This window comes from Hymenobacter wooponensis (genome assembly GCF_004745865.1).
GTDB lineage: Bacteria > Bacteroidota > Bacteroidia > Cytophagales > Hymenobacteraceae > Hymenobacter > Hymenobacter wooponensis.
In genome coordinates, this window is the sequence record NZ_SRKZ01000005.1 from 72,020 (window position 1) to 92,687 (window position 20,668).

General features: G+C 60.0%; 19 protein-coding genes. 12 read left to right on the forward strand and 7 right to left on the reverse strand.

What is annotated here, in order from left to right:
- The first annotated feature begins 143 nt into the window (after window positions 1–143).
- Together EU557_RS17465 and EU557_RS17470 are read left to right on the forward strand one after the other, a co-directional pair.
- Window positions 144–1,298, forward strand: coding sequence for a lipase family alpha/beta hydrolase (locus EU557_RS17465; protein ID WP_135531766.1), 1,155 nt, complete (start codon window positions 144–146; stop codon window positions 1,296–1,298).
- Window positions 1,299–1,387: 89 nt separating this feature from the next.
- A complete protein-coding gene (locus EU557_RS17470; RefSeq protein ID WP_135531767.1) occupies window positions 1,388–2,413 on the forward strand; it encodes a ferredoxin--NADP reductase in 1,026 nt (341 codons plus the stop codon).
- 121 nt (window positions 2,414–2,534) lie between these two features.
- Here EU557_RS17470 and EU557_RS17475 read toward each other — a convergent pair whose 3' ends face one another.
- Entirely contained in the window at window positions 2,535–4,967 is a 2,433-nt protein-coding gene (locus tag EU557_RS17475) for a glycoside hydrolase family 31 protein (RefSeq protein WP_245326305.1), read from the reverse strand.
- 205 nt (window positions 4,968–5,172) lie between these two features.
- On the opposite strand from EU557_RS17475, the gene EU557_RS17480 reads away from it, so the two are divergent.
- Both EU557_RS17480 and EU557_RS17485 read left to right on the forward strand, forming a co-directional pair.
- Window positions 5,173–6,243 (forward strand): glycosyltransferase, encoded by a 1,071-nt coding sequence (locus tag EU557_RS17480; RefSeq protein ID WP_135531768.1) that lies wholly within the window; start codon window positions 5,173–5,175, stop codon window positions 6,241–6,243.
- 22 nt (window positions 6,244–6,265) lie between these two features.
- Entirely contained in the window at window positions 6,266–6,736 is a 471-nt protein-coding gene (locus EU557_RS17485) for a YdeI/OmpD-associated family protein (protein WP_135531769.1), read from the forward strand.
- 195 nt (window positions 6,737–6,931) lie between these two features.
- Here EU557_RS17485 and EU557_RS17490 read toward each other — a convergent pair whose 3' ends face one another.
- Window positions 6,932–8,992, reverse strand: a complete 2,061-nt coding sequence (locus EU557_RS17490) for an alpha amylase C-terminal domain-containing protein (protein ID WP_135531770.1) — start codon at window positions 8,990–8,992, stop codon at window positions 6,932–6,934.
- Between the two features lie 241 nt (window positions 8,993–9,233).
- Here EU557_RS17490 and ggt point away from each other — a divergent pair, with 241 nt between their 5' ends.
- Window positions 9,234–10,961 (forward strand): gamma-glutamyltransferase, encoded by a 1,728-nt coding sequence (gene ggt / locus EU557_RS17495; RefSeq protein ID WP_135531771.1) that lies wholly within the window; start codon window positions 9,234–9,236, stop codon window positions 10,959–10,961.
- Between the two features lie 23 nt (window positions 10,962–10,984).
- A complete protein-coding gene (locus tag EU557_RS17500) occupies window positions 10,985–11,407 on the forward strand; it encodes a hypothetical protein (RefSeq protein WP_135531772.1) in 423 nt (140 codons plus the stop codon).
- Window positions 11,408–11,517: 110 nt separating this feature from the next.
- On the opposite strand, the gene EU557_RS17505 is transcribed toward EU557_RS17500, so the two are convergent.
- From EU557_RS17505 to EU557_RS17525, 5 genes are all read right to left on the reverse strand, one after another.
- On the reverse strand, window positions 11,518–11,883 hold the full coding sequence (locus EU557_RS17505; protein ID WP_135531773.1) for a hypothetical protein: 366 nt from the start codon (window positions 11,881–11,883) through the stop codon (window positions 11,518–11,520).
- Window positions 11,884–11,993: 110 nt separating this feature from the next.
- A complete protein-coding gene (locus EU557_RS17510; RefSeq protein ID WP_135531774.1) occupies window positions 11,994–12,377 on the reverse strand; it encodes a hypothetical protein in 384 nt (127 codons plus the stop codon).
- 140 nt (window positions 12,378–12,517) lie between these two features.
- Window positions 12,518–12,859, reverse strand: a complete 342-nt coding sequence (locus EU557_RS17515) for a hypothetical protein (RefSeq protein WP_135531775.1) — start codon at window positions 12,857–12,859, stop codon at window positions 12,518–12,520.
- 103 nt (window positions 12,860–12,962) lie between these two features.
- The gene (locus EU557_RS17520) at window positions 12,963–13,520 is read right to left on the reverse strand and encodes a YceI family protein (RefSeq protein WP_135531776.1); all 558 of its coding nucleotides are present in this window, start codon (window positions 13,518–13,520) and stop codon (window positions 12,963–12,965) included.
- A 127-nt stretch (window positions 13,521–13,647) separates the two neighbouring features.
- Entirely contained in the window at window positions 13,648–14,169 is a 522-nt protein-coding gene (locus EU557_RS17525; RefSeq protein ID WP_135531777.1) for a hypothetical protein, read from the reverse strand.
- 382 nt (window positions 14,170–14,551) lie between these two features.
- Between EU557_RS17525 and EU557_RS17530 the strand changes: the two genes are divergently transcribed.
- The 6 genes from EU557_RS17530 (at window position 14,552) to EU557_RS17555 (ending at window position 20,432) form a co-directional block, all read left to right on the forward strand.
- Window positions 14,552–14,773 (forward strand): hypothetical protein, encoded by a 222-nt coding sequence (locus EU557_RS17530; RefSeq protein ID WP_135531778.1) that lies wholly within the window; start codon window positions 14,552–14,554, stop codon window positions 14,771–14,773.
- Between the two features lie 27 nt (window positions 14,774–14,800).
- Complete coding sequence (locus EU557_RS17535; RefSeq protein WP_135531779.1) at window positions 14,801–15,616, forward strand: universal stress protein; 816 nt, start codon at window positions 14,801–14,803, stop codon at window positions 15,614–15,616.
- Between the two features lie 37 nt (window positions 15,617–15,653).
- A complete protein-coding gene (locus tag EU557_RS17540; protein WP_135531780.1) occupies window positions 15,654–16,547 on the forward strand; it encodes a universal stress protein in 894 nt (297 codons plus the stop codon).
- Between the two features lie 79 nt (window positions 16,548–16,626).
- The gene (locus EU557_RS17545; protein ID WP_135531781.1) at window positions 16,627–17,475 is read left to right on the forward strand and encodes a universal stress protein; all 849 of its coding nucleotides are present in this window, start codon (window positions 16,627–16,629) and stop codon (window positions 17,473–17,475) included.
- 13 nt (window positions 17,476–17,488) lie between these two features.
- Window positions 17,489–18,559 carry an alcohol dehydrogenase AdhP gene (gene adhP, locus EU557_RS17550; RefSeq protein ID WP_245326306.1) on the forward strand — a complete coding sequence of 357 codons (1,071 nt, stop codon included), beginning with the start codon at window positions 17,489–17,491 and terminating at the stop codon, window positions 18,557–18,559.
- 304 nt (window positions 18,560–18,863) lie between these two features.
- The gene (locus EU557_RS17555; RefSeq protein ID WP_135531782.1) at window positions 18,864–20,432 is read left to right on the forward strand and encodes a carboxylesterase/lipase family protein; all 1,569 of its coding nucleotides are present in this window, start codon (window positions 18,864–18,866) and stop codon (window positions 20,430–20,432) included.
- Window positions 20,433–20,668 lie beyond the last annotated feature (236 nt).

A 20,668-nucleotide genomic window follows, 5' to 3' on the forward strand; every position in this document is an offset into this window, starting at 1 on the left:
TAGTAGCGGCCGGACTTTTTTACAGGTAACCTGTTTACAATACGTTATACTTTTCGCTGCTTCAACCTCAGGCTGAATTTGCCGAGCTGTATCGTTTCAAGCAGAAGTATACCTCCTTGCCCGTTCCATCCAATCTTTTATCCGTGTCAGAAACGCCAGATCCTACTGATTCTTCAACTGCTGCGGGCGGCAGCCGCTGGCGCCGGGTGGCAGCCGCGGCCGGGCGCGTGGCGCGCGCGCCGCTGGTAGGGGCCGAGTTTCTGTATCGGGCCGGGCAAGAAAACGTCCATTTCACGTTGCCCGTGCTCAACGGAGCCTTCGGTGATCAACTAGCCGCGCGCCAAGATCACAGGGCCATCACCATGAGCTTCCGCCGCCACGAGGCCGATGTACCAGTGGCCGACTTACGCCTCACGCCGGGCCCAACGGGCCAGCCTCAGAAAACAGTGGTGTTTCTGCATGGCCTCATGGGTGATGAAATTATTTGGCAAACGGGCTCCCCTACTGGCCTACGCTACGGGCCAACCCTGCAACAGGAGCTAGGGGTATGCTGCCTCTATGTGCGGTACAACTCGGGGCTGCACATTTCGGAAAATGGCCAGCTGCTCCATCAGTTGCTCACGGAGTTGGTGCAGATCTTTCCGGCGGCCGTGGGTGAACTGGTGCTGGTAGGCCACAGCATGGGTGGGCTCGTTATCCGCAGTGCTGGGTATTACGCCGATCAGGACGCCCGCAGAGCACCCGCAGCAACTGCCGCAGATTCGTCTTCTACCGGCCCCACCGCACCTGCCAGCTGGCTAGGCCACCTTCGCGACGTGGTGCTGCTGGGCGTGCCCAACGACGGGTCGTTTCTGGAGCAGAACAGTTTTTTCACTTCCCTGATTCTGCGCAAAATCAACCTGTGGCCTACGCGCTTTGTGAGTGGGCTCATTGACAAGCGCAGCAATGGCATCAAGGACCTGCGCCACGCCCGGCTGGTAGAGCAGGACTGGCAGAACCCGCACGCCGACGACCTGTTTCCGCCGCGTACCGTGGTGCCGCCGTTGCCGGGGGTGCACTACCACATTTTGGTGGGCTCCCTGCTGAAGTCGGCTACCTCCATGCTGCATGACTATTTCGGCGACGGGCTAGTGGGGGCCGGCAGTGCCCACGGCCGCATCTTCCGCGACCCAGCCGCTCCACCTGACTTGCGTATCAGCACTCAGGTGTACCCTAAGCTCCACCACGGCACCCTACTTAGTAACCCCGAGGTATATGCCTACCTGCGGGATGTAGTAGCCTACGAACACAACCTGTAGCTTCGGCCGTATCCAGAAAACTAGGGGGCGCTCTGCTACGTGTCTTCTAGGCCACTTTCTGTGCTCGGCATAACCCAAAACAAGCCTTTGTGACCATCCCGCTTCGCATCACCCATATTGTGGAAGAGGCCCCGCAGGCCAAAACGTTCTGGCTGGAGCCACCCCACCCTATCCCGTATAGAGCTGGCCAATATCTTACCCTGCTCCACCCGCGCCACCCGGAGCTGCGACGGTCTTACTCCCTATCGTCGGCACCGGAGGTTGACCGTGGCCTGGCCATTACGCTGCGCCGAGTAGACAATGGACTGTTTTCGCGGTGGCTAATTGATGAGGCAGCAGTTGGCAACGAGGTCCTCACCTTGGGCGCCGGTGGGTTGTTTACGCTGCCTCAGCCATTGGAGGTGGCCTACGAGCAGCTGCTGCTATTCGCCGCCGGTAGTGGTATCACGCCTATTTTCTCCCTGCTCAAGTCGTTTTTGCATACCCGCCCCGCAGTGAGCATCCTCCTGATCTACAGCAACCGCACTCCCCAGGATGCCATTTTTCTGCGGGAACTGCGGGAGTTAATGGAGCGCTATCCTGAGCGGCTGCACATTGAGTTTCTATTCAGCAACCACCGTAATCTGGCCCAGGCACGGCTGTATAAAGACTTACTGGTGACGCTAGTGCGGCAGCACGCTACCACCACGCCAGCCCACATGCTGGCCTACGTGTGCGGCCCCCTCGATTACATGCGGATGTGCAACTACGGATTGCACGCCGTAGGCCTATCCACCGACCGTATCCGGCGCGAAAACTTTGTGCTGCCCCCACCTACCCACGCCGCCCTCCCACCCGACACCGCCACGCACACAGTGCTGGTAGAGGTGGGCGGGTACACGCACCACGTCCCGGTCTCTTACCCCGACACCATTTTGCGGGCGGCTCGCCAGCATAGTCTTGTCTTGCCCTATAGTTGCGAAGCGGGCGTGTGCGGCAATTGCGTGGCCCGGTGCGTGTCGGGGGAAGTATGGCTTTCGTATAATGAGGTGCTCACTGAGCGCGACATAGCGCAAGGCTTAACCCTTACCTGCGTAGGCCACCCCATCGGCGGCGACGTGCACATACGCGTCTAAGTCTGTTTGCTACTTTATGCTAGCGGCGACGCAAGCTTGGCTAGGCCACTAGCAAAACGCCCCCGCAGCTACTGATAGCTGCGGGGGCGTTTTGCTAGTGGCCTAGGGAGTGATTTTCACTCTATCCAATTGCTAATTCTGTGAAGCCGGCACCAACTACCACGCTCGGGAGCGTAAGGCCGGTTTCGGTGGTGGTTTCTGCTCCCTCAACGGCCGTACCGTCGAGGCTGAAAGCGGCGGCGGCGAAAGGCAGGCCGTGAAGTACCACGCGGTAACTGGTGAACGAGGGCTGGTAGTCGCCTTCCGTTTCCTGCTGCAATACTAGTCCAGTCTCGGTGCCTTTTACTTTGAAGCGGCGCGTGGTGCTCTGCCCATCCTGGTAGCCGTAGCCTTCGCCACCGTCCTCGTACAGTACGCTGGTTTCGGTGCCAATTTTGTGGTACACGTGCAGAGTCACCTCTTCCACCACCTTCTCGCCTACGTACTGCATTACGGGGTACATGGGCAATACTGCGCCCGCTTTAATGAAGAGCGGAATGCGGTCGAGGGGGGCGCTGGCCCATACTTCGGCGCCGCCGGCTTTGGCCTCGTCGGTCCAATAGTAGAACCACTGGCCTTTGGGCAGGTACATCCAGCGGCCATCGGCGCCGGGCGTAGTGATGGGGCACACCAGCAGATGGTCGCCGAGGGCAAACTCGGCCATGCGCAGGTATGTGTCGGTGTCGGTCTGGTCGAGGAAGGCCAGGGGCCGCAGCATGGGCGTGCCCTGCTTCACGTACTGCCAGAACGTGGTGTACATGTAGGGCAGCAGCCGGTAGCGCAACTCAATAAAGCCTTTTGCCAGCTCAGCGTACTGCTCCCCGAAGCTCCAGGGCTCCTGGTCGCCGTGGTCGCCGGAGCTGTGGGTCCGGAAGAACGGGTGGAAGGCTCCCAGCGCCACCCAGCGCACGTACAGCTCGCCATCGGGCGTGTCAATGAAGCCGCCAATATCAGAACCGATGAAGCTAAAGCCCGAGATGCTCAGGCGCTGGCACTGAATGTTAGCCAGCCACAAATGCTCCCAGGAGGCCACATTGTCGCCGGTCCAGCCCGAAGAGTAGCGCTGCCCACCGGAATAGGTGCTGCGCGTGATGGTGAACGGGCGGTTGGGGTAGCTGAACTGCTTTACGCCGGCAGCCGTAGCCCGCGCCATCTGCATGCCGTAGATGTTGTGGGCCTTTTTGTGCGAGGCCTGGTGGCCGTCGTAGCTAAAGCGCACGTCATCGGGGAAGGTGCCCTTCTCGAACACGGCGGGCTCGTTCATGTCGTTCCACACGCCCTTCACGCCGTCTTCCTGAATCAAGCCCTTAAATAGGCCGGCCCACCACTCGCGCACTTCGGGGCGGGTGTAGTCGGGAAAGTTGCAGAGGCCGGGCCACACCGAGCCCTTCATCAGCGGCCCGTCGGCGCGGCGGCAGAAGTAGTCGTTCTGCAGGCCCTCGCGGTACACGCTGTAGTTGGGGTCAATCTTGATGCCCGGGTCGATGATGACGATGGTTTTAAAGCCATCTTCGGCCAGCTCCCGCACCATGCGCTTGGGGTCGGGGAAGTGGGTGGGGTTCCAGGTGAAGCACCGGTAGCCATCCATGTAGTCGATGTCGAGGTACAGCGCGTCGCACGGAATCTGCCGGTCGCGGAAGCCCTTGCCGATGCCTTTGAACAGGCTTTCGGGGAAGTAGCTCCACTTGCACTGGTGGTAGCCCAGGGCCCACAGCGGGGGCAGCTCGGGTGGGCAGGTCAGGCGGGTGTACTCCTCGGTTACTTCCAGCAAGGAGGGGCCGTAGATGAAGTAGTAGTTCATCCCGCCGCCCTGGGCCCAGAAGCTGGCCACGTCGGCCCGCTCGGCGGCAAAGTCGAAGGAGGCCTTAAAGGTGTTATCGAAGAAGATGCCGTGCCCAATTTTCTGGTGCAGGGCCAGGAAGAACGGAATGTTCTTGTAGAGCGGGTCAGAGCCCTTCACGTAGCCGTAGGTATCGGTACCCCAGTTGGTGAACTGCTTGCCGCGCAGGTTCATGTTCTCGGGCTTGTCGCCGAGGCCGTAATAGTGGGCACCGCTCTGCACCAGCTTGCTCATCTTCACGATGTCGTTGCCGGTTTCATACTCATACTCCCAGTGGAAGCCCTTCTCATCCTCGCTCAGCACGGAGCCCGAGCGGTCGAGCACGCGGCTGGCTAGGTTGGCTTTTGAGATGGTGCAGATAAGGCGGTCGGTGGTGATGCGGTAGTGGTCGAGCTTTTCCCGGAATTCCAGGAACTCAAGCTCCTGCCGGGCGGGCACTCCCTCGGGGAAAGCGTAGCTGAAATCGGGGGCAAATCCGTTGTCAGTAGCAAACCGGAAGCGCAGCACTTTATCGGTAATAACCTGGAGCTGGAGTTGGACGCCATTGTCGCAGAGAAAGAGAAAATCAGCTCCAGACTGCTGACAGGAAACAACTTGACCAGGATAGAACTCCTGCTTGGCCCGCGCGGCCAAGTCGTTTACCATGTAATTGTTCTCTTGGATATTATCGGCCATGGTGGTGAAGGGAGAGAGTAACCTAGACTCGGCACCAGCCACGCTGGCAGAGTCTGTTTAAGCTTGCAAGGTAAAAATGATTCCTGCGACTTCCGGTGGCTTACGGTTGAGTTTTTCGGAAAAAGGCCTCTGCAGGACGCGGCGGGCGGCATTTTTCTCTACCTTGCCGTACTAGGTTAGTGCCCGCCTTCTGTTATCCCCCCTTATGACGCCTGCCGCATCCCACGTACTGCTACTCGGTTGGGACGATTCTCCCCGCACCGGCGAGCAACTTGCTCCGCCCGTGTTTACTCTGGTTCAGGCTCTGGCGCCCCACACGCCACTAGCCATTGTTCTGCCCCGCCGACCGGTCACGCTCACCTCTACTCCCAACGCCCACGTCACCGTATTATCGGAGCTTACGCCCGATCAAATCAAGGCCTTCCCAACTCGCCCGGACCATTCTGCCGGCTGGCAGGCCCCATCTGCGCCTTATCTGGGCAGCTCTACCGGGGCTGAAGGCACACTGTCCGTTGCACCTGCGCCGCTAGCTACTCCGGCCGCCCCCTACATTGGCCGCTCAGATCAGCCCACCCCTACTACTTCAGGGGTAAGCTTTGCCGTTGCGCCCGAGGCTTCTAGGCCTGTCCTACCAGTTTCGGCCAGCACTGCTTCAGCCGCTCCTCAGTCACTGCCACAACCGGTTAGCCCAACGGGTGGCCTACTGAACCGCGACGATTTTGAGGACGACGGTGCGGAGCCCGAGGCTACAGAAGCCCAAGACCTTTCGCAGCCGCAGGATGATCTGGTGCCTACGCAATCAGTTGCGCAAACCTTGCCCGCAGCAGCGCCCACCGAAGCCTTTCCTGATAGCCTGGCCGCCCTGCAACTCACTCCGGCCCCCGATGCCGACCTTAACTACCAGGTAATTCAGTACGCCCGCCTGGCTTCCAGGCAGGTTGTGATGGAAGAATTCGCCGTGATTTATGCCACCGACTGGCCTACGTGGCTGGCGGCCATGGAAATCCGGCAGCAAACGGGTCGGCCGCTGGTGCTACACGTGCACAGCCTGGCCCAGGACCGTAATTCTCCCGCCGACCGCGGCTGGATTCTGGAGCTGGAGCGCCTGGCTATGCGCCGGGCCGATCTGGTACTAGCCTCTTCCGACGAGGTAGCGGAGCGCCTGCGGGCCACTTACCCAGCCGCCGCGCAAAACCTGCAGGTAGTATCTCCGGCTGATACTGATACGTTAAACGACGTGCTGAGCCAGCTGGAACTAGCCTGGGCTCGCCGTTAGATTGTCTTTTCTTTCTGATTACATGAGTACACCTACCGCCCAACACGAATTCGACGCCGACCTGGAAATGGACGCCTCCGACAACGGCGTTTTCCTGGTTGTTCCCTTCAACGTGCAGGAGCTGTATGGCACTACAGCCAGCCTGCCCGTGCGCGGCACCATTGATGGCTTCCCGTTCCGGCAAAGCCTGCTCCCCCTCGGCAACGGTGAGCACATGCTGTCCGTGCGCAAGGAAATCCGGAACGCCATTGGCAAAAGCTGGAGCAATACGGTGCACGTAGTTTTGGAGCGCGACACCGAGGAGCGCCCCGTGGAAGTACCCGCCGAACTCACCGACGCCCTGGAATACGCCGGCCTGCAGGAGAAATTCAATGAGCTGCCCTACGGCCGCCGCAAGGAGCTAGCCAATTGGGTAGGCCGCGCCAAGAAGGGCGCCACCCGCGACGAGCGCGCCCAAGAGGCAGTACAGCGCATCAAGACCGGCGCCAAATAGAGGCCTAGGCTAGTAAGAGAGTATAATAAGAAGGCCCTGCTGTGCTCGTCACGGCAGGGCCTTCTTATTGTTAACTAAGAACGTCATGTTGAGCTTGTCGAGACATCTCGCCTGCTGACGCCTGAGTTGTAGAGACACATACTTGTGTCTCTACAGCTTAACGAGCTTCTATGGTCCTTCTAGGCCACTCCCGCCCTACATCCGCGTCAGAACCAGGGCGGTGCGGCTGGTTACGTAGAGGCTCAGTTTGTTCACCCCATCTTCCTCGAAGGTTTCGTAGGTGACGGTGTTGTCGATGCGGCCGAAACCGCCAAACTGGGTGTCGTCGGAGTTGAGCAGGATGCGGTAGCGGCCGGCCAGCGGTACGTAGAAGCGGTAGTCGGGCACGCTGCGGTCAACGTGGAAGCTGAAGACGAAGAGCAGATTACCGCGCTCAAAGATGAGTACCTGGTTGTTGGTGTCGATGTTCAGCTCACGGGCAATGCCGGCGGCGGTGGGGCTCAGCAGGCGGGACGATTTTGCCACCTTGATCATCTCCTGATCGAAGCGCAGCAGGTACTGGAACTTCAGGTCGGGGTTATCGGCGAGGCTCCACTGGCGGCGGGCGAAGTGGTAGCTCCAGTCGTTGCCTTGGCGCGGGAAATCCACCCACTCGGGATGGCCAAACTCGTTGCCAATGAAGTTGAGGTAGGCCTCACCGCCCAGGCTGAGTGTAACCAGCCGGATGAGCTTGTGCAGGGCAATGCCGCGGGCCGCAATCGGGTCCGGGTCATCCTTGTGCATGTGCTCGTAAATGGCTTTATCGAGCAGCCAGTGAGCCAGGGTTTTGTCGCCAACCAGGGCTTGGTCGTGGCTTTCGGCGTAGGCCACTGTTTTCTCTCCGAGGCGGCGGTTGGTGAGCACGTGCCAGAGGTCGTGCAGGTTCCACTCTTCGTCGCGGGTGTGTTTGAGCAGCTTGATCCAATAATCCGGAATGCCCATGCCCAGGCGGTAGTCGAACCCGATGCCGCCCTCCTCAATAGGCCTACACAAGCCCGGCATGCCGCTCATGTCCTCGGCAATCAGGATGGCGCTGCGCTTCAATTCGCGCACCAGCGTGGTTACCAGCTGCAGGTACAGGATGGCATCATCGTCGGCATCGGTGCCAAAGTATTGGTCGTAGCTCCCGAAGGCCACGCCCTCGCCGTGGTGGTGGTAGAGCATGCTGGTAATGCCATCGAAGCGGAAGCCATCGAAGTGGAACTCCTCCAGCCAGTAGCGCACGTTGCTGAGCAGGAACTGCTGCACCTCGGGCTTGCCGTAGTCGAAGAGCTTGGAGTCCCAGCCGGGGTGGCTGCCCCGCTCGCCGGGGTGGAAGTACTGCCCGCCCGAACCGTCGAAATCAGCCAAGCCCTCAGCTTCATTCTTTACGGCGTGGGAGTGCACCACATCCAGCAGCACGGCAATGCCGCGGCGGTGGGCTTCATTGATAAGGTGCTTCAGCTCCTCGGGCGTGCCAAACCGCGACGACACGGCGAAGAAGTTGGCCACGTGGTAGCCGAAGGAGCCATAGTACGGGTGCTCCATAATGGCCATGAGCTGCAGGCAGTTGTAGCCTTCGGCCTGAATGCGGGGCAAAATGTGCTCAGCAAACTCCAGGTAGGTACCAATGCGGCCTTCCTCGGTAGCCATGCCCACGTGCGCCTCATAAATGAACGGCTCCCGCACGCAATTCGGAATCCGAAATTTCTGGTCGGTCCACTCAAACTGAGTTTCGGGGCGCCATACCTGCCCCGCAAAATCGTGAGTTTCGGGGTTTTGCACCGCCCGGCGCAGGGTGGCCGGTAGTCGGTCTTTGCCGCCCTTGCTGGTTACCACATGCACCTTAAACAGAGAGTGGTGAGTCAGCCGGTTTTGATACTCCTTATCGGCCAGGAATACTTCCCACACGCCATCGGCGCCGCGCGTGAGCGGGGTGGCCTGCCGGTCCCAGCCGTTGAAGTCGCCGATCAGGTAGATGGCTTCAGCGGCCGGCGCCCACTCCCGAAACCAGTAGCCTTTGCGGCGCGCATCATAATTGAGGCCTAGCCGCTGATGTGCCAGCGCAAACTTGCTTAAGGAGCCACATTGCTGCCGGATTTCTTCGAGGCGCTGCTGCAAACGCTGCTGCCGCGCCCGAAGCACCGGCTCGAAAGGCGTCAGCCAAGGGTCTTGCTGCACCATGGGGAGCAGGTCAGCAATTTCTTCGGGGGCGGTTGTAGTGGTGTCGGTCGTCATAGCGAAAGGCACAGGTAGGTGTGGCCCAAAGCTACGCGGATTGAGGAATTTAGGACATGAATTGGCAAAATTGTGAATTTGTGAAGAGGAAAGAACTGCTAAGGAGTTGCAGTACTAGCGTAGTGAAGAGGAGTACGTAACGGGCCAAGTTGTCAGACTGGGTGGCCTACCGAAACATCTGCAGAACAGCAAACTCACTTCTCCATTACTCACTCTTTCACCGTCTCCGTACCTTGCCTATATGAAACGCCTGCTCTACCCATTGGCTTTGGCCGTACTGGTTGCTTGCACCACTACCCAAACCACCACCTCCCCTATTGCTTCCGCTACCCTAGCTGCCCCCGTGCCATCGGCTACCCCCGTGGTTACCGACAAGGCCATGGTGGTATCTGCCCACCCCGAGGCCACGCGCGTTGGCGTAGAAATCTTGCGCAAAGGCGGCAATGCCTATGATGCCGCCGTGGCGGTGCAGTTTGCGCTGGCAGTGGTGTTCCCGGTGGCCGGTAATATTGGTGGCGGCGGCTTCCTGCTCTACCGCGGTGCCGATGGACAAGAAGGAGCTATTGATTTCCGGGAAACGGCTCCCGCCGCCGCTACTCGCGACATGTACCTCGATAAGGAGAGCAACGTAGTACCTAACCTGAGCACGCTAGGCCACCTCGCGGCCGGCGTACCCGGTACGGTGGCGGGCATGGTGGAGCTGCACAAAAAGCTGGGTAAGCTATCTTGGAAAGATGTGGTGCAGCCTGCCGTGGATCTGGCCTCGAATGGTGTGAAACTGACGAAAAAGGAAGCCGCAGGGCTGAATGGCAACCGGGAAGTATTTGCGAAAATCAACCCTTACAATGCCTACTTAAAGCCGGCGCCTTTCAACGAGGGCGACGTGGCGAAAAACCCTGAGCTGGCTCGCACGCTGGAGCGCATCCGCGACCAGGGCCGGGCAGGTTTTTACGAGGGAGAAACGGCCAACTTGCTGGTAGCTGAAATGCAGCGTGGCAAGGGCATCATTACCAAGCAAGACCTACTAAACTACCAGCCCAAGTGGCGCACGCCCCTGCACGGCCAGTACCGCGGCTACGACGTGCTCACCTTCCCCCCACCCAGCTCCGGCGGGGTAGCGCTGCTGCAAATGCTGCAGATGCTGGAGCCCTATAACCTAGGCAAAGCCGGCTGGCACTCGCCCCAGGCCACCCACTGGATTACCGAAGCTGAGCGCCGCGTGTACGCTGACCGCGCCACCTACCTCGGCGACCCTGATTTTGGGAAAGTGCCCGTAGCGCAGCTCCTAGAGAAGCCCTACAACAAGCAGCGCATGGCTACCACCCTGGCCTACCGGGCCACACCCAGCGCCCAGGTATCGGCGGGAAGTGGCCTACCGGGGTATGAGTCGGACCAGACGACGCACTACAACATTGTGGATGCCCAAGGCAACGCCGTGAGCTGCACCACTACGCTCAACGGAGCTTACGGTAGCAAGGTAGTGGTAGCCGGCGCGGGCTTCCTGCTCAATAACGAGATGGACGATTTCAGCAGCAAGCCCGGCACCCCCAACGCCTATGGGCTGGTGGGAGGTGCCGCCAATGCTATTGCCCCCGGTAAGCGCATGCTGTCCTCTATGACGCCCGCCATACTGACTAAAAACAAAAAGCTGGCATTGGTAACCGGCACGCCCGGCGGCAGCACCATTATTACCAGCGTGTTGCAGTCGATTCTGGCAACTGTTGATTATGGCCTGAACGCCCAGCAGGCCGTGGCCGCCCCACGCCTGCACCACCAGTGGCTCCCCGACCAGATTGATGTGGAAGCCGGCGCCCTCCTGCCTGCTGCCCAAGACTCACTCAAAGCCCGCGGCTACACCCTGAACCCACGCAACCCTTGGGGCCGAGTAGAGGTGATTCGGGTACTGCCCGGCGGCAAGCTGGAAGGCGGCGCCGACCCCCGCGGTGACGACGCTGCCGCAGGGTATTAGTTCATTTAGCAACTGCCTATGCTATGCTATCCTCTTCCACTGTTCAAGAGATTATTCAGCAACTACGCTCAGACGATGTAACGGGTGAAATACCCTATTTAGGGTTCTTTGCGGATGAACAAAACGAAGAGTACTGGCATATTGAAGCCAACCGGGCAGGCCTGCGTAAGTATGCCGCTGATTTGCTAACTGCTTCTGTTTATATCCCACCATCCGCTGACGACACATTTAACGCCCCGTTAGGCTCTTCCTGGCTTGATGAAGCAGGCGACGCCCAGCCACTCTTCGTAAAATTTGTTGAGGCTCCTAATGCTAAGCCAGTAGTTTATCGCACCGATAGAGTAATGGATACAGTATGGAAAGTTGGCTGTTTAGTGATGCTGGTTGCTCTACTAGGAATATTTGCAGCTGGTATCAAGGAGATTATAGACCAGCTAAAAGCTTGATATAGTATCAGGCTCCTAGAAACCAGAATTCCCCTTGCATGCGGCTGCTTCAAGAGTTGAAGCAGCCGCATGCAAGGGGAATTCTCATCTGCTCGAAGCAGACTCAATTTTTAGGAATTCTGGGCGTCGCGGGCGAGTTGCAGTTTGCGGGCAACGTCGGTGAGGGCTTTCGATAACTCATCAAGGGAGTTGATAAAGCGAGGGTTGGCGTTATCCACGAAGCTGTTGATGTGCTCGGCTAAGGTTTGCAGCACGTCGCTGATGGGGTTAACGTCGGTACCGCTGAGGAAGCCTTTGAGCTTCACTAGGTCGGCGGCAATGGTGGCGTGGGCAGCGTCGCCGGAAGCGCGGAGCATGGAAATCCAGCCGTCAATGTTTTCAGTAGCCAGGTTCAGCGCTTGGCCCAGGTCTTCGGTACGAAGAACGCGGAGGGAGCCCTCCAATTGGTCGGCGCTGGCAGAATGCGAGATAGACATACGGTAAGGAGTTGGGTGAAACAACAGGAGCCTTTGTGTACTCTATCCTTCAGCCCAGGGTTGGCCCCGAGGAAGAATACCACACGCAGTTTACTCCATGAAGCTGAACACTATAGCGTGCTAGCCGACACTCTCAGTGCCTGCGCCAGATCCTGCAGCTTGCCCTGCGACTCGGCATCGGCGGTGGTGGCGGCCTGGGTGGTAAGCTCGGCCAGTTTCTGCAGACAGTCCTTCACCTGCGGCCCATTGGGGTTGCCGTGGTCGATGGCATTGTAGAGGTTTTGCAGCTCCAGAATCAGGGGCGCGAACCGGTCGCCTTCCACGGTCTGCAGCAGATTCATCCAGCGGTACAGGTTGTCGCCGGCGGCCGGAAGCAGGTGAGGTAGCTGGGTGGTTTGCAGGGCGTGCAGCGTGGCTTCGAGGTGGGGCTGGCTGCCCGCCAGTACAGAGCCGGCCGGATGCTCCTGCCCCGAGGTAGAGTGAGTAGATTCCATAGAAAAAGAAGGTAAAGCTGATTGCAGAGCAACGCGGCGCCAGGCAGCGTGCCTGATTTCAGCCGTCAAAAAACAGCCTCGCCTACAGGAGGCAAGGCTGACAAAAGAGGCAGCAGTGGCCTAGATAGCCACCGGGTACCTTAAGACATTTTCAGGTTGCCGGCAGCCGTAATGAGCACCTGCCCCAGGTGACGTAGGTGGTCACCCACACCATCGTGCATGTTACGGGCCATGAGGGAAGTTTCCTGGCCTAGGTGCTGAAGAGAGTTGGCAATGGCCGGACGGTCGTCGTTTTGCACGTGGCCGCGCAAGTTGCGCAACTCGCCTTGCAGGCCCGACAGCGCCGAGCCGCCCAAGCCGTCCAGGGCCTGAATCCAGTTGTCGATGGCGGTGAGGCCCGAGTCGGCGGGGTGCTGGCCAGGATGCTCAAAGGCGTGGTAAATACCTTGAATAGTTTCTTCGATGCGGGCAGCGTGGTCCATAAGTCGGAAAGGGAGTTGTAGAGTGGAACGTTGCTAAACTGTACGCCAAGGGCGGCGCCCACGTTGCGCCCCGCTGCTTTGCGCGGTGCTAGGCCACTCCTGCTCAGCGCTTCGAGGCCACTACATCAAACTCCAACCGGAACTCATTCCGGATAGCATAACTGCCTAAGTTTTGAAAGAAGCTACTGGAATTGTAGTTCACGCCAAACTGGGTACGGTCGAGGGTAGCGCCCCCTTGGATGCGCAGCTGGCCGTTGGGCAAAGCAGTAAGTGTAATCGGGAACTGCACTGGTTTCGTGACGCCCTTTAGCGTGAGTTGCCCCCGTGCCTGCCCATCCTGCACTTCCTTCAGCACAAACGTGGCGGTGGGATAACGGGTAGCGTCGAAAAAATCGGGGCCGCGCAGGTGCTCCGCTAATTGGGCCTGCTCCTGCGAGATAGTGCGCATGTCTACCTCTATGCGGCCCTGATGCAGGCGGCGCCCATCGTAGGCCACGGTGCCTTGCCGCACGTGCACCGAGCCCGTAGGTGCGTACCCGCCCACTTCAGCGTAACCCGTCCAGGTGATGCGGCTGGCGGTTGGGTCGATTTGATAAACAGAGTCGGCCAGCTGTGCGGCGCACAGGCCTAGCAAGATCAGAAGGAACAAGTATGGTCTCATGAGAAGAGGTTTGATAGATGCGCTACTAGAGGGTCTGCCTGCCTGTACAGCCCAGCATGTCTCGAGCAGCTCGATATAGACGGCTACACAGCCACGGGATTCAACTTTTGCATGAGGGCTTACTGGCCTAGCGGACCGTAGCCTCAGTCTCAATTAAGCCCATGCCTTTGTAGAGCTTGCCGGTTTTGTCTTTGGCCAGAATGTACCAGAGCGCATCGCCACCATAGAGGCGCAGGGCGTTATCGGCGTAGCGGTAGTTCTTCGCGAAAGTGTAGGTGCGCCCAGGCAGCAGGCGGCCGCCGGGGCATTGGAATAGCTCGGCAAACTCGGCGGGAGTTTGGCGCATGTTGGATTGCCAGCCAGCCTCGCTGTACCAGATGAAGCTGCCACACTCCACCACTTCCAGCTCGCCCACCTCGGAGCGCACCATGGTGCTATGCTTCCAGACGTAGCCGCCGGGCTGCTGGGGGTTGGGCTCGGGGTAATTGGGGTTGGGGGAGTGCCACAGCGTGAGGCCTACGGGCACTTGGCGCAGCTTATCGGGGAGGACGCGGGTATGGTCGGTCCAAGTCTGGGGTGGGGTGGTTTGGGCGCGTAGGCCAGGGGCAGCACCTGCCAAAAGGGCACCAGCAAGCAGAAGCTCTTTCATGGTCATAGTATGGGGTGAAGTATGACCCAAAGGTGCCTGGTGTGGCCCGGCCAAACGCCCCATTTCCAGCCCCGGGACGCCCCACATCATGATCTGGGCCCTACTAGCTGCCGTGAGCTAGCCAGCTAGCCTAATATTCACTGAACATGATATTTATCATGCGATAAGCTAATTGTTATCAGGGATTTACGACACTTTATTCAGGAGCTTTATGGTGTACCCGGCCTTCTCCACTGGCCTACTATGCCACCTAATCAGCCCCAGCCATGATAACGCCCACGCTTTTCATCTCGGTCCTGCTCATTTCGGTGCTCGCGCTGGCGGGCGTTTATCGGCGCGGTACGCAACAGCCCACGCACACCAGCTAGAACACCTACGCCCCATGACACAGCAGCCACGCCTCCACTATCCCCAGCCCGGACGCTTCAGCAGCTATAGCTCCAAGCCGTATTCAGCCATCAGCACCAAGGCTACTCAAGCAACTCAGCAGGCCGATGCCGCTCTGCCCCTGGACGTTAGCTGGGGCTGCGACTTCCTGGGCTTTCCGGACAACCAACGGCCCGCTCAATTCCAGCCTGGCCCCTACGATGACTTGGCTCTGTAAGCCGCCCCACGCTTTGCCTTCTCCGCCATGAGCTCATCTATCGTTGTCCTCACCGATTTCTATGCCGTCTCCAATCGGGCTCTGTCTTACGCAGCTGGCCTAGCCGTACCACTGGGCGCGCACTTGGTATTGTTGCATGTGCGCCATAACGGCCTGCTGTGCCCTGATGAAGAGGCGGGCGCCCATACCGTTAGGCAAACCCGACAGGCCTTGTACTCACTTGCGGAGACTCAGCCGGTGCCCACTCAGGTTGAGATATCGGAGCTAATGCTGCCTGCCGCCGTAACGGAGGCTATCCGCCACCACCAGCCTCAACTGCTGGTGCTAGGCCACCCCAGCGAAGAAAGCCCACTAGCCCAGGACTTTGCGAAGGTGGCGCTGAACCTATTGCACCACGTGCGATTTCCGCTGCTGCTCGTGCCGCCCGTGGGGTGGGATGCTTTTCCGCCGCGCCACGTACTGCTTGCTCTTGATGGGGAACCCTTCTCCCTCTACGACAACCAACAGATTTTGCCACACCTGTCGCAGGCCTTGCACGGCACTGTAGAGCTGGTGCAGATAACTGACCCCACAGCTACGCAGCCTACCGCCGCCCACTTGCTGCGCATAGTGCAGACCAGTGGCCTAGCCGAAGGCCTTACTACTGAACAGGTGCATTTGGTACCTGAAACCACCTCAACCGCCTCCGATATCCAGCGGGTGTGTGGGGACCTGAATGCTGACCTACTGGTGCTGATTGCCCGGCCCCACACCGTGTTAGAGGGTCTGGTTCATCGCAGCGTAACGGCCCAACTGATCCGTGAAAGCGCTATTCCAGTGTTGCTGTTGCCCTCGCTGGACTAACAACTTCCTCTCTCCCTATTCCTTACTTATTGCTCTCATGCATTTCTCCCTGATTGTACTCAGTGGCTTCTACCCTGCGGCCCAACGAGCCCTGCAGTACGCCGACTCACTGGCCAGCTGCCTGGGTGGCCACTTGGTGCTGCTGCACGTAAATCGTACCTCCCTCTTTGACCCCTACGTGTTTGCCGGTGAAGGCTGGCGCCGCCAGGAGCTGGAGGAAGAAGTAGATACTGGCCGCCTGCTAGCTCAAATGGCCCGGCAGCTGCGCGCACCCGCCACCGTAGAAGTAGCTACCGACTTGCTGCCACCCGTAGCCCAGGACCTAGCGGCCCGTCATAGTCCGGCCCTATATATTGTGGGAGTACCGGCCCACGGCAAAGGCAGCTACGAGCCCATTGTGGAAGCCACGCTGGAGCTACTGCGGGCCCAGCAGCTGCCCGTGCTGCTGGTTCCTGTAAATAGCCAGGCCTACGCCCCTCCCCGCCGCACGGTGGTGGCTGCCGACCGCGAAGCCTTCCTTTTACCCTCGTCTGCCGCAATAGTCAGCAAGCTGCTCCCGGCCATGGGCGCCGAGCTAACGGTGGCTCACGTGTCGGAGGTGGAGGATGATGCCAGCTGCGCCCGGGCCTTGCGCGCGGTGCAGCAAAGTGGCCTAGTGCCGGGCGTGCGGGAGGTAAACCTGCGCGGCTACCCCGCCGCCACTCCGGCGGCCGGACTGCTTGATGCCGTTGCTGATACCGACGCGGAGCTGCTGGTGGTGCAAGCCCGCAGCCGCAGTTACCTCAGTGAGCTATTCCACCGCAGTGTAACGGCGGCCCTAATTCGTCGGAGCCCGGTGCCGGTGCTGGTGGTACCCGTGGAGGAGGCTGCGCATGACCCTACGCCACACCCCAAGCAAGCGGCCGATGAGCATCTGCTCTGGCCGAAATAGCTCCTGAAACTCGTCGCCTCTTTATTGCTAGGCCTCCCGTCCGGCCCACTTTGGTTTCCCACTTATCAACCCTCTCTTTATGGCCTTATGGGCCGCCTCAGCTATGCAGCCAACTTTTGTGGTTCTTACTGATCTTTCAGAGCCCGTCGAGGTGGCCCTGAAATACGCTACTCGCCTGGCCTCTGAGCTGGCGGGCCAGCTTGTTTTACTGAACGTGTACCAGGACCCACTGCTGGAGCCAGAATCAGCGATGATGACCATGCCCCTTGTGATGGAAAGCCGCCAGCAGGTAAAGGCGGCCCTAGCGCAACGGGCTAAGCTGCTACCGGTGCCCGCCGAGGTTGTAGTCTCAACAGAGAGCCTGGAAGCCACCATCACCGAGTTGGTGCACCGCTACCATCCGCTGGCGTTTGTGCTGGGCCGGGAGCACCCCGAAACCCTGCTCGACCGCCTGCTGCCGCACCAAGCAGCTCCTGTTCTGCAAGCTGCGTGCTATCCCGTGCTGCTCGTGCCCGACTGCTGGCGCGATACTCAGCTCCCGAGCCGACTAGCAGTGGCCGCTGATGAAGATACCTTCTGGCTAACAACACCTTCCATGGCCTTGGGCACCCTGATGGCGCGCTTACGTCCCACCACTACGGTAGTGCACGTGGCTCCCCATGATGGCCCCTCCCACGCCGAGGTAGGCCTGCAGTCGGTACGCCGCACTTGCCTGTTTGGGGTACTGACCAATAATAGTCTGTATGAGGTGCGCGGTGAATCGCCGGTCGATGGCATCCTCCACGCGGCCGATGAGCTACACGCCGACATGCTGGTGGTAATGGCCCGGCCGCATACGTTCCTGGGGGGCTTGTTTCATCGCAGCGTAACGGCTCGGCTGCTGCGGTGCAGCTCCCGCCCCGTGTTAGTGTTGCCCACCACCAATTAATATAGCGCCATTCATGCTTTCTTCTCTGCCTCAAGTACAAGAGCGCCGTGCTGCCTTGCCTACTACCATGCTGGCCGCCGTGGCCTACACGTATGGTCAACCCCTGCAGCTGGAGCAGGTGCCGGTGCCCGCCGTAGCGCCCGGCCGCATTCTGGTGAAAGTTGCCGCCTGTGGTGTGTGCCACACCGACCTGCACGCGCTTGATGGCGACTGGCCGGTGAAAGCCACGCTGCCCCTCATCCCCGGCCACGAAGGTGTGGGCACGGTGGTTGCCGTAGGCGAAGGCGTAACCAACGTGCGCGAGGGCGACCGGGTGGGTGTGCCCTGGCTCTACACCGCCTGCGGCCACTGCGAGCAGTGCTTCACCGGCTGGGAAACACTGTGCCCCAGCCAGCAGAACACGGGCTACTCGGTGCAGGGCAGCTACGCCGAGTATGTGCTGGCCGACCCCAACTACGTAGGCTTGCTGCCCGATGAGCTGTCGTTTGAGGAAGCGGCCCCCATCCTGTGCGCGGGCGTCACGGTATATAAGGGCCTCAAGGAAACCGAAGTAAAGCCCGGGCAGTGGGTAGTTATTTCGGGCATAGGTGGCCTAGGCCACTTGGCGGTGCAATACGCCAAAGCCATGGGCATGCTGGTTGCCGCCGTAGACGTGCAGGACGACAAGCTACGCCTGGCTCAGGCCGTGGGCGCCGACCTGGTAATCAATGCCGCCACCCACGACCCCGTGCAGGAAATTCAGCAGCAGATTGGCGGCGCCCACGGCGCGCTGGTCACGGCAGTGTCGCGGCCGGCGTTTGCGCAGGGGGTGGGCATGCTGCGCCGCCGGGGCACCCTGGCCCTGGTAGGCCTGCCACCCGGCGACTTCGACCTGAACATTTTCGAGGTAGTGCTCATGCGCAAAACCGTGCGCGGCTCCATCGTCGGCACCCGGCAAGATCTGGTGGAGAGCCTGGCTCTGGCCGCGGCCGGTAAGGTCAAAGTCCATTACCACACGGAGCGGCTGGAGAACATTAACCAAGTACTTGACGACTTGCGAGCGGGCAATATTGACGGCCGCGTAGTGCTCAACCTAGCCCTTTAGCCATGCTGCGCGAGCCGCCGCTCCTGCCGTAGTTGCTCACCTTTCGTACGCACCCATGAGCCCCTGCCCCACTTGGCGCAGGGGCTTTCCTTTGGCCTAGAAGTTCTTAAAGAGCAAGGCCTGGCAACCGATTTATCCCAAGCCTACCCCGCCAGCATTGCTATCAATTGGGGCGGTGACGGGAGGCAGCCTGCTCCAAGCCATTTATTTCTTTTGCAGATTGCGCCGCAGCTTCCGCCTCGTTACTGGCTTAGCACTACGCCTTGCCTATGCAGGCGACACCGCTAACTCTACCTCCTTCCTTATGACAGACGCTACCTGGCGCCCAACGCGCTCGGCCACTGTAGCCTTCACCGTACTCAGCTGGCTGCTGGGCTGGAGCCTCAGCATTCCCGCGGCCCATGCTCAGCCCGATGCCCCTCTCGTCAAGACCCGGCAGGGCCGCCTGCAGGGCGTACGGGAAGGCAAGCTGCGCGTGTTTCGGGGTGTTGCCTATGCCCAGCCGCCCGTAGGCCCACTCCGCTTCCGTCCACCGCAGCCTCTGAAACGGCAGTCGGGTCTGGTGCTGGCTCGCGAGTTTGGCTCCAAGGCCTTGCAAGCGGGAGGTGCTGGGGCAGTGCAGGGCTCAGAAGACTGCCTTTACCTGAACGTATGGGCGCCGGAGATAGCGCGCCGCAAGAAGCTCCCGGTGGTGGTATGGGTGCACGGCGGGGCCTTCACGGGCGGCTCGGGCCAGGATAATGATACCTGGACTTTCGCGGCCCAGGACACGGTTATTGCCGTTAGCTTTAATTACCGATTGGGCAGTCTGGGCTTTCTGCAGCTAGGCCAGCGCCTCGGCAACGATTACTCCCAGGCCGGCAACGCGGGGATACTAGACGCCGTGGCGGCTCTGCGCTGGGTGCACCAGAACATTGCGGCCTTTGGCGGCGACCCCAAGCGGGTGACGGTCATGGGTGAGTCGGCGGGCGCCAAGCTGATTGGTGGCCTCCTGGTGACGCCGGCCGCCGAGGGCTTGTTTCAGCAGGTGATTCTGGAAAGCGGGGCCGTACAGGCCGTTCGGGATACGGCTACGGCAGGCGCTACAACCAAGCAGCTCCTGCAGGCCCTGCACCTAACTAATCCGCAAGAGCTATTAACGCTGCCGGCAGAATCGTTGGTGCAGGCCCAGACGGCCTTTACCAACGGCGCCGGCGGGCTCCAGGTGTTTGGGCCGGTGCTCGATGGTACCACCATCCCCACTCCCCCTCTCGATTACGTGCGACAGCATGCTAAACGGCCCCTGCGCGTGCTGTTGGGCACCAACCGGGAAGAGGCCCGCTTATTTAGCGGCCCAGGCTCCGTTATTCACGAGCCGAATGAAGCGGCTTTGCAACAGGTGTTCGGGCCCAAGAATAGCCCCTACGTGTGGCAGGCCTACCAAAAGCTTAGCCAGACCCAGCCGCCCCTAGAGGCCTGGAACTCCGTGCTCACTGATTATCTCTACCGCTTGGCCACCTACCGGCTCGCCCAAACCCTAGCTGAGCAGGGCACGCCCACCTGGCTGTACCGCTTCGACTACTCTAGCCCTACCTTCCGCCCGATGCATGCGCAGGAGTTGGCTTTTGTGTGGAATGCACCGGCCGGCAGTTCAGCTGCGGCTACGGCTGCCGCTCCAGCTACGGCCCCTTCTAAAGCCGCCGATCCAGCCCTGGCAGCTCGTATGCATGCTTACTGGGCACAGTTCATCAAAACCGGGCAGCCAGGCCCGCAGTGGCCTACCTATACTCCTGAGAAGCGCGAAGCCATGATTTTCGACGCAAATAGCCGCCTAGAGCCCCTGCCAGCACCCTATGAAGATCCGGCTTTTCCGGTGCAGGGCTACGGGTGGTAGTCCTGGCCTAGGATTGCTTAGCTCTTCCAATAGCATGGCCCGAAGGCGTATGCCAATCTGTATGTGTGCTCAGCCTGGGGTGAGTACGGGATGTGCAGTACTTCTGCAGCGGGATACAGGCATTAGTGCCTGTATCCCGCTGCTAAATCCTATAAGCTGTAAAAAAGCTCTTTCGGTGTTTTACTAAGTACACTGCTCAGAAACTGGTATCTTTGATATGGTGCAGGATGATCTTC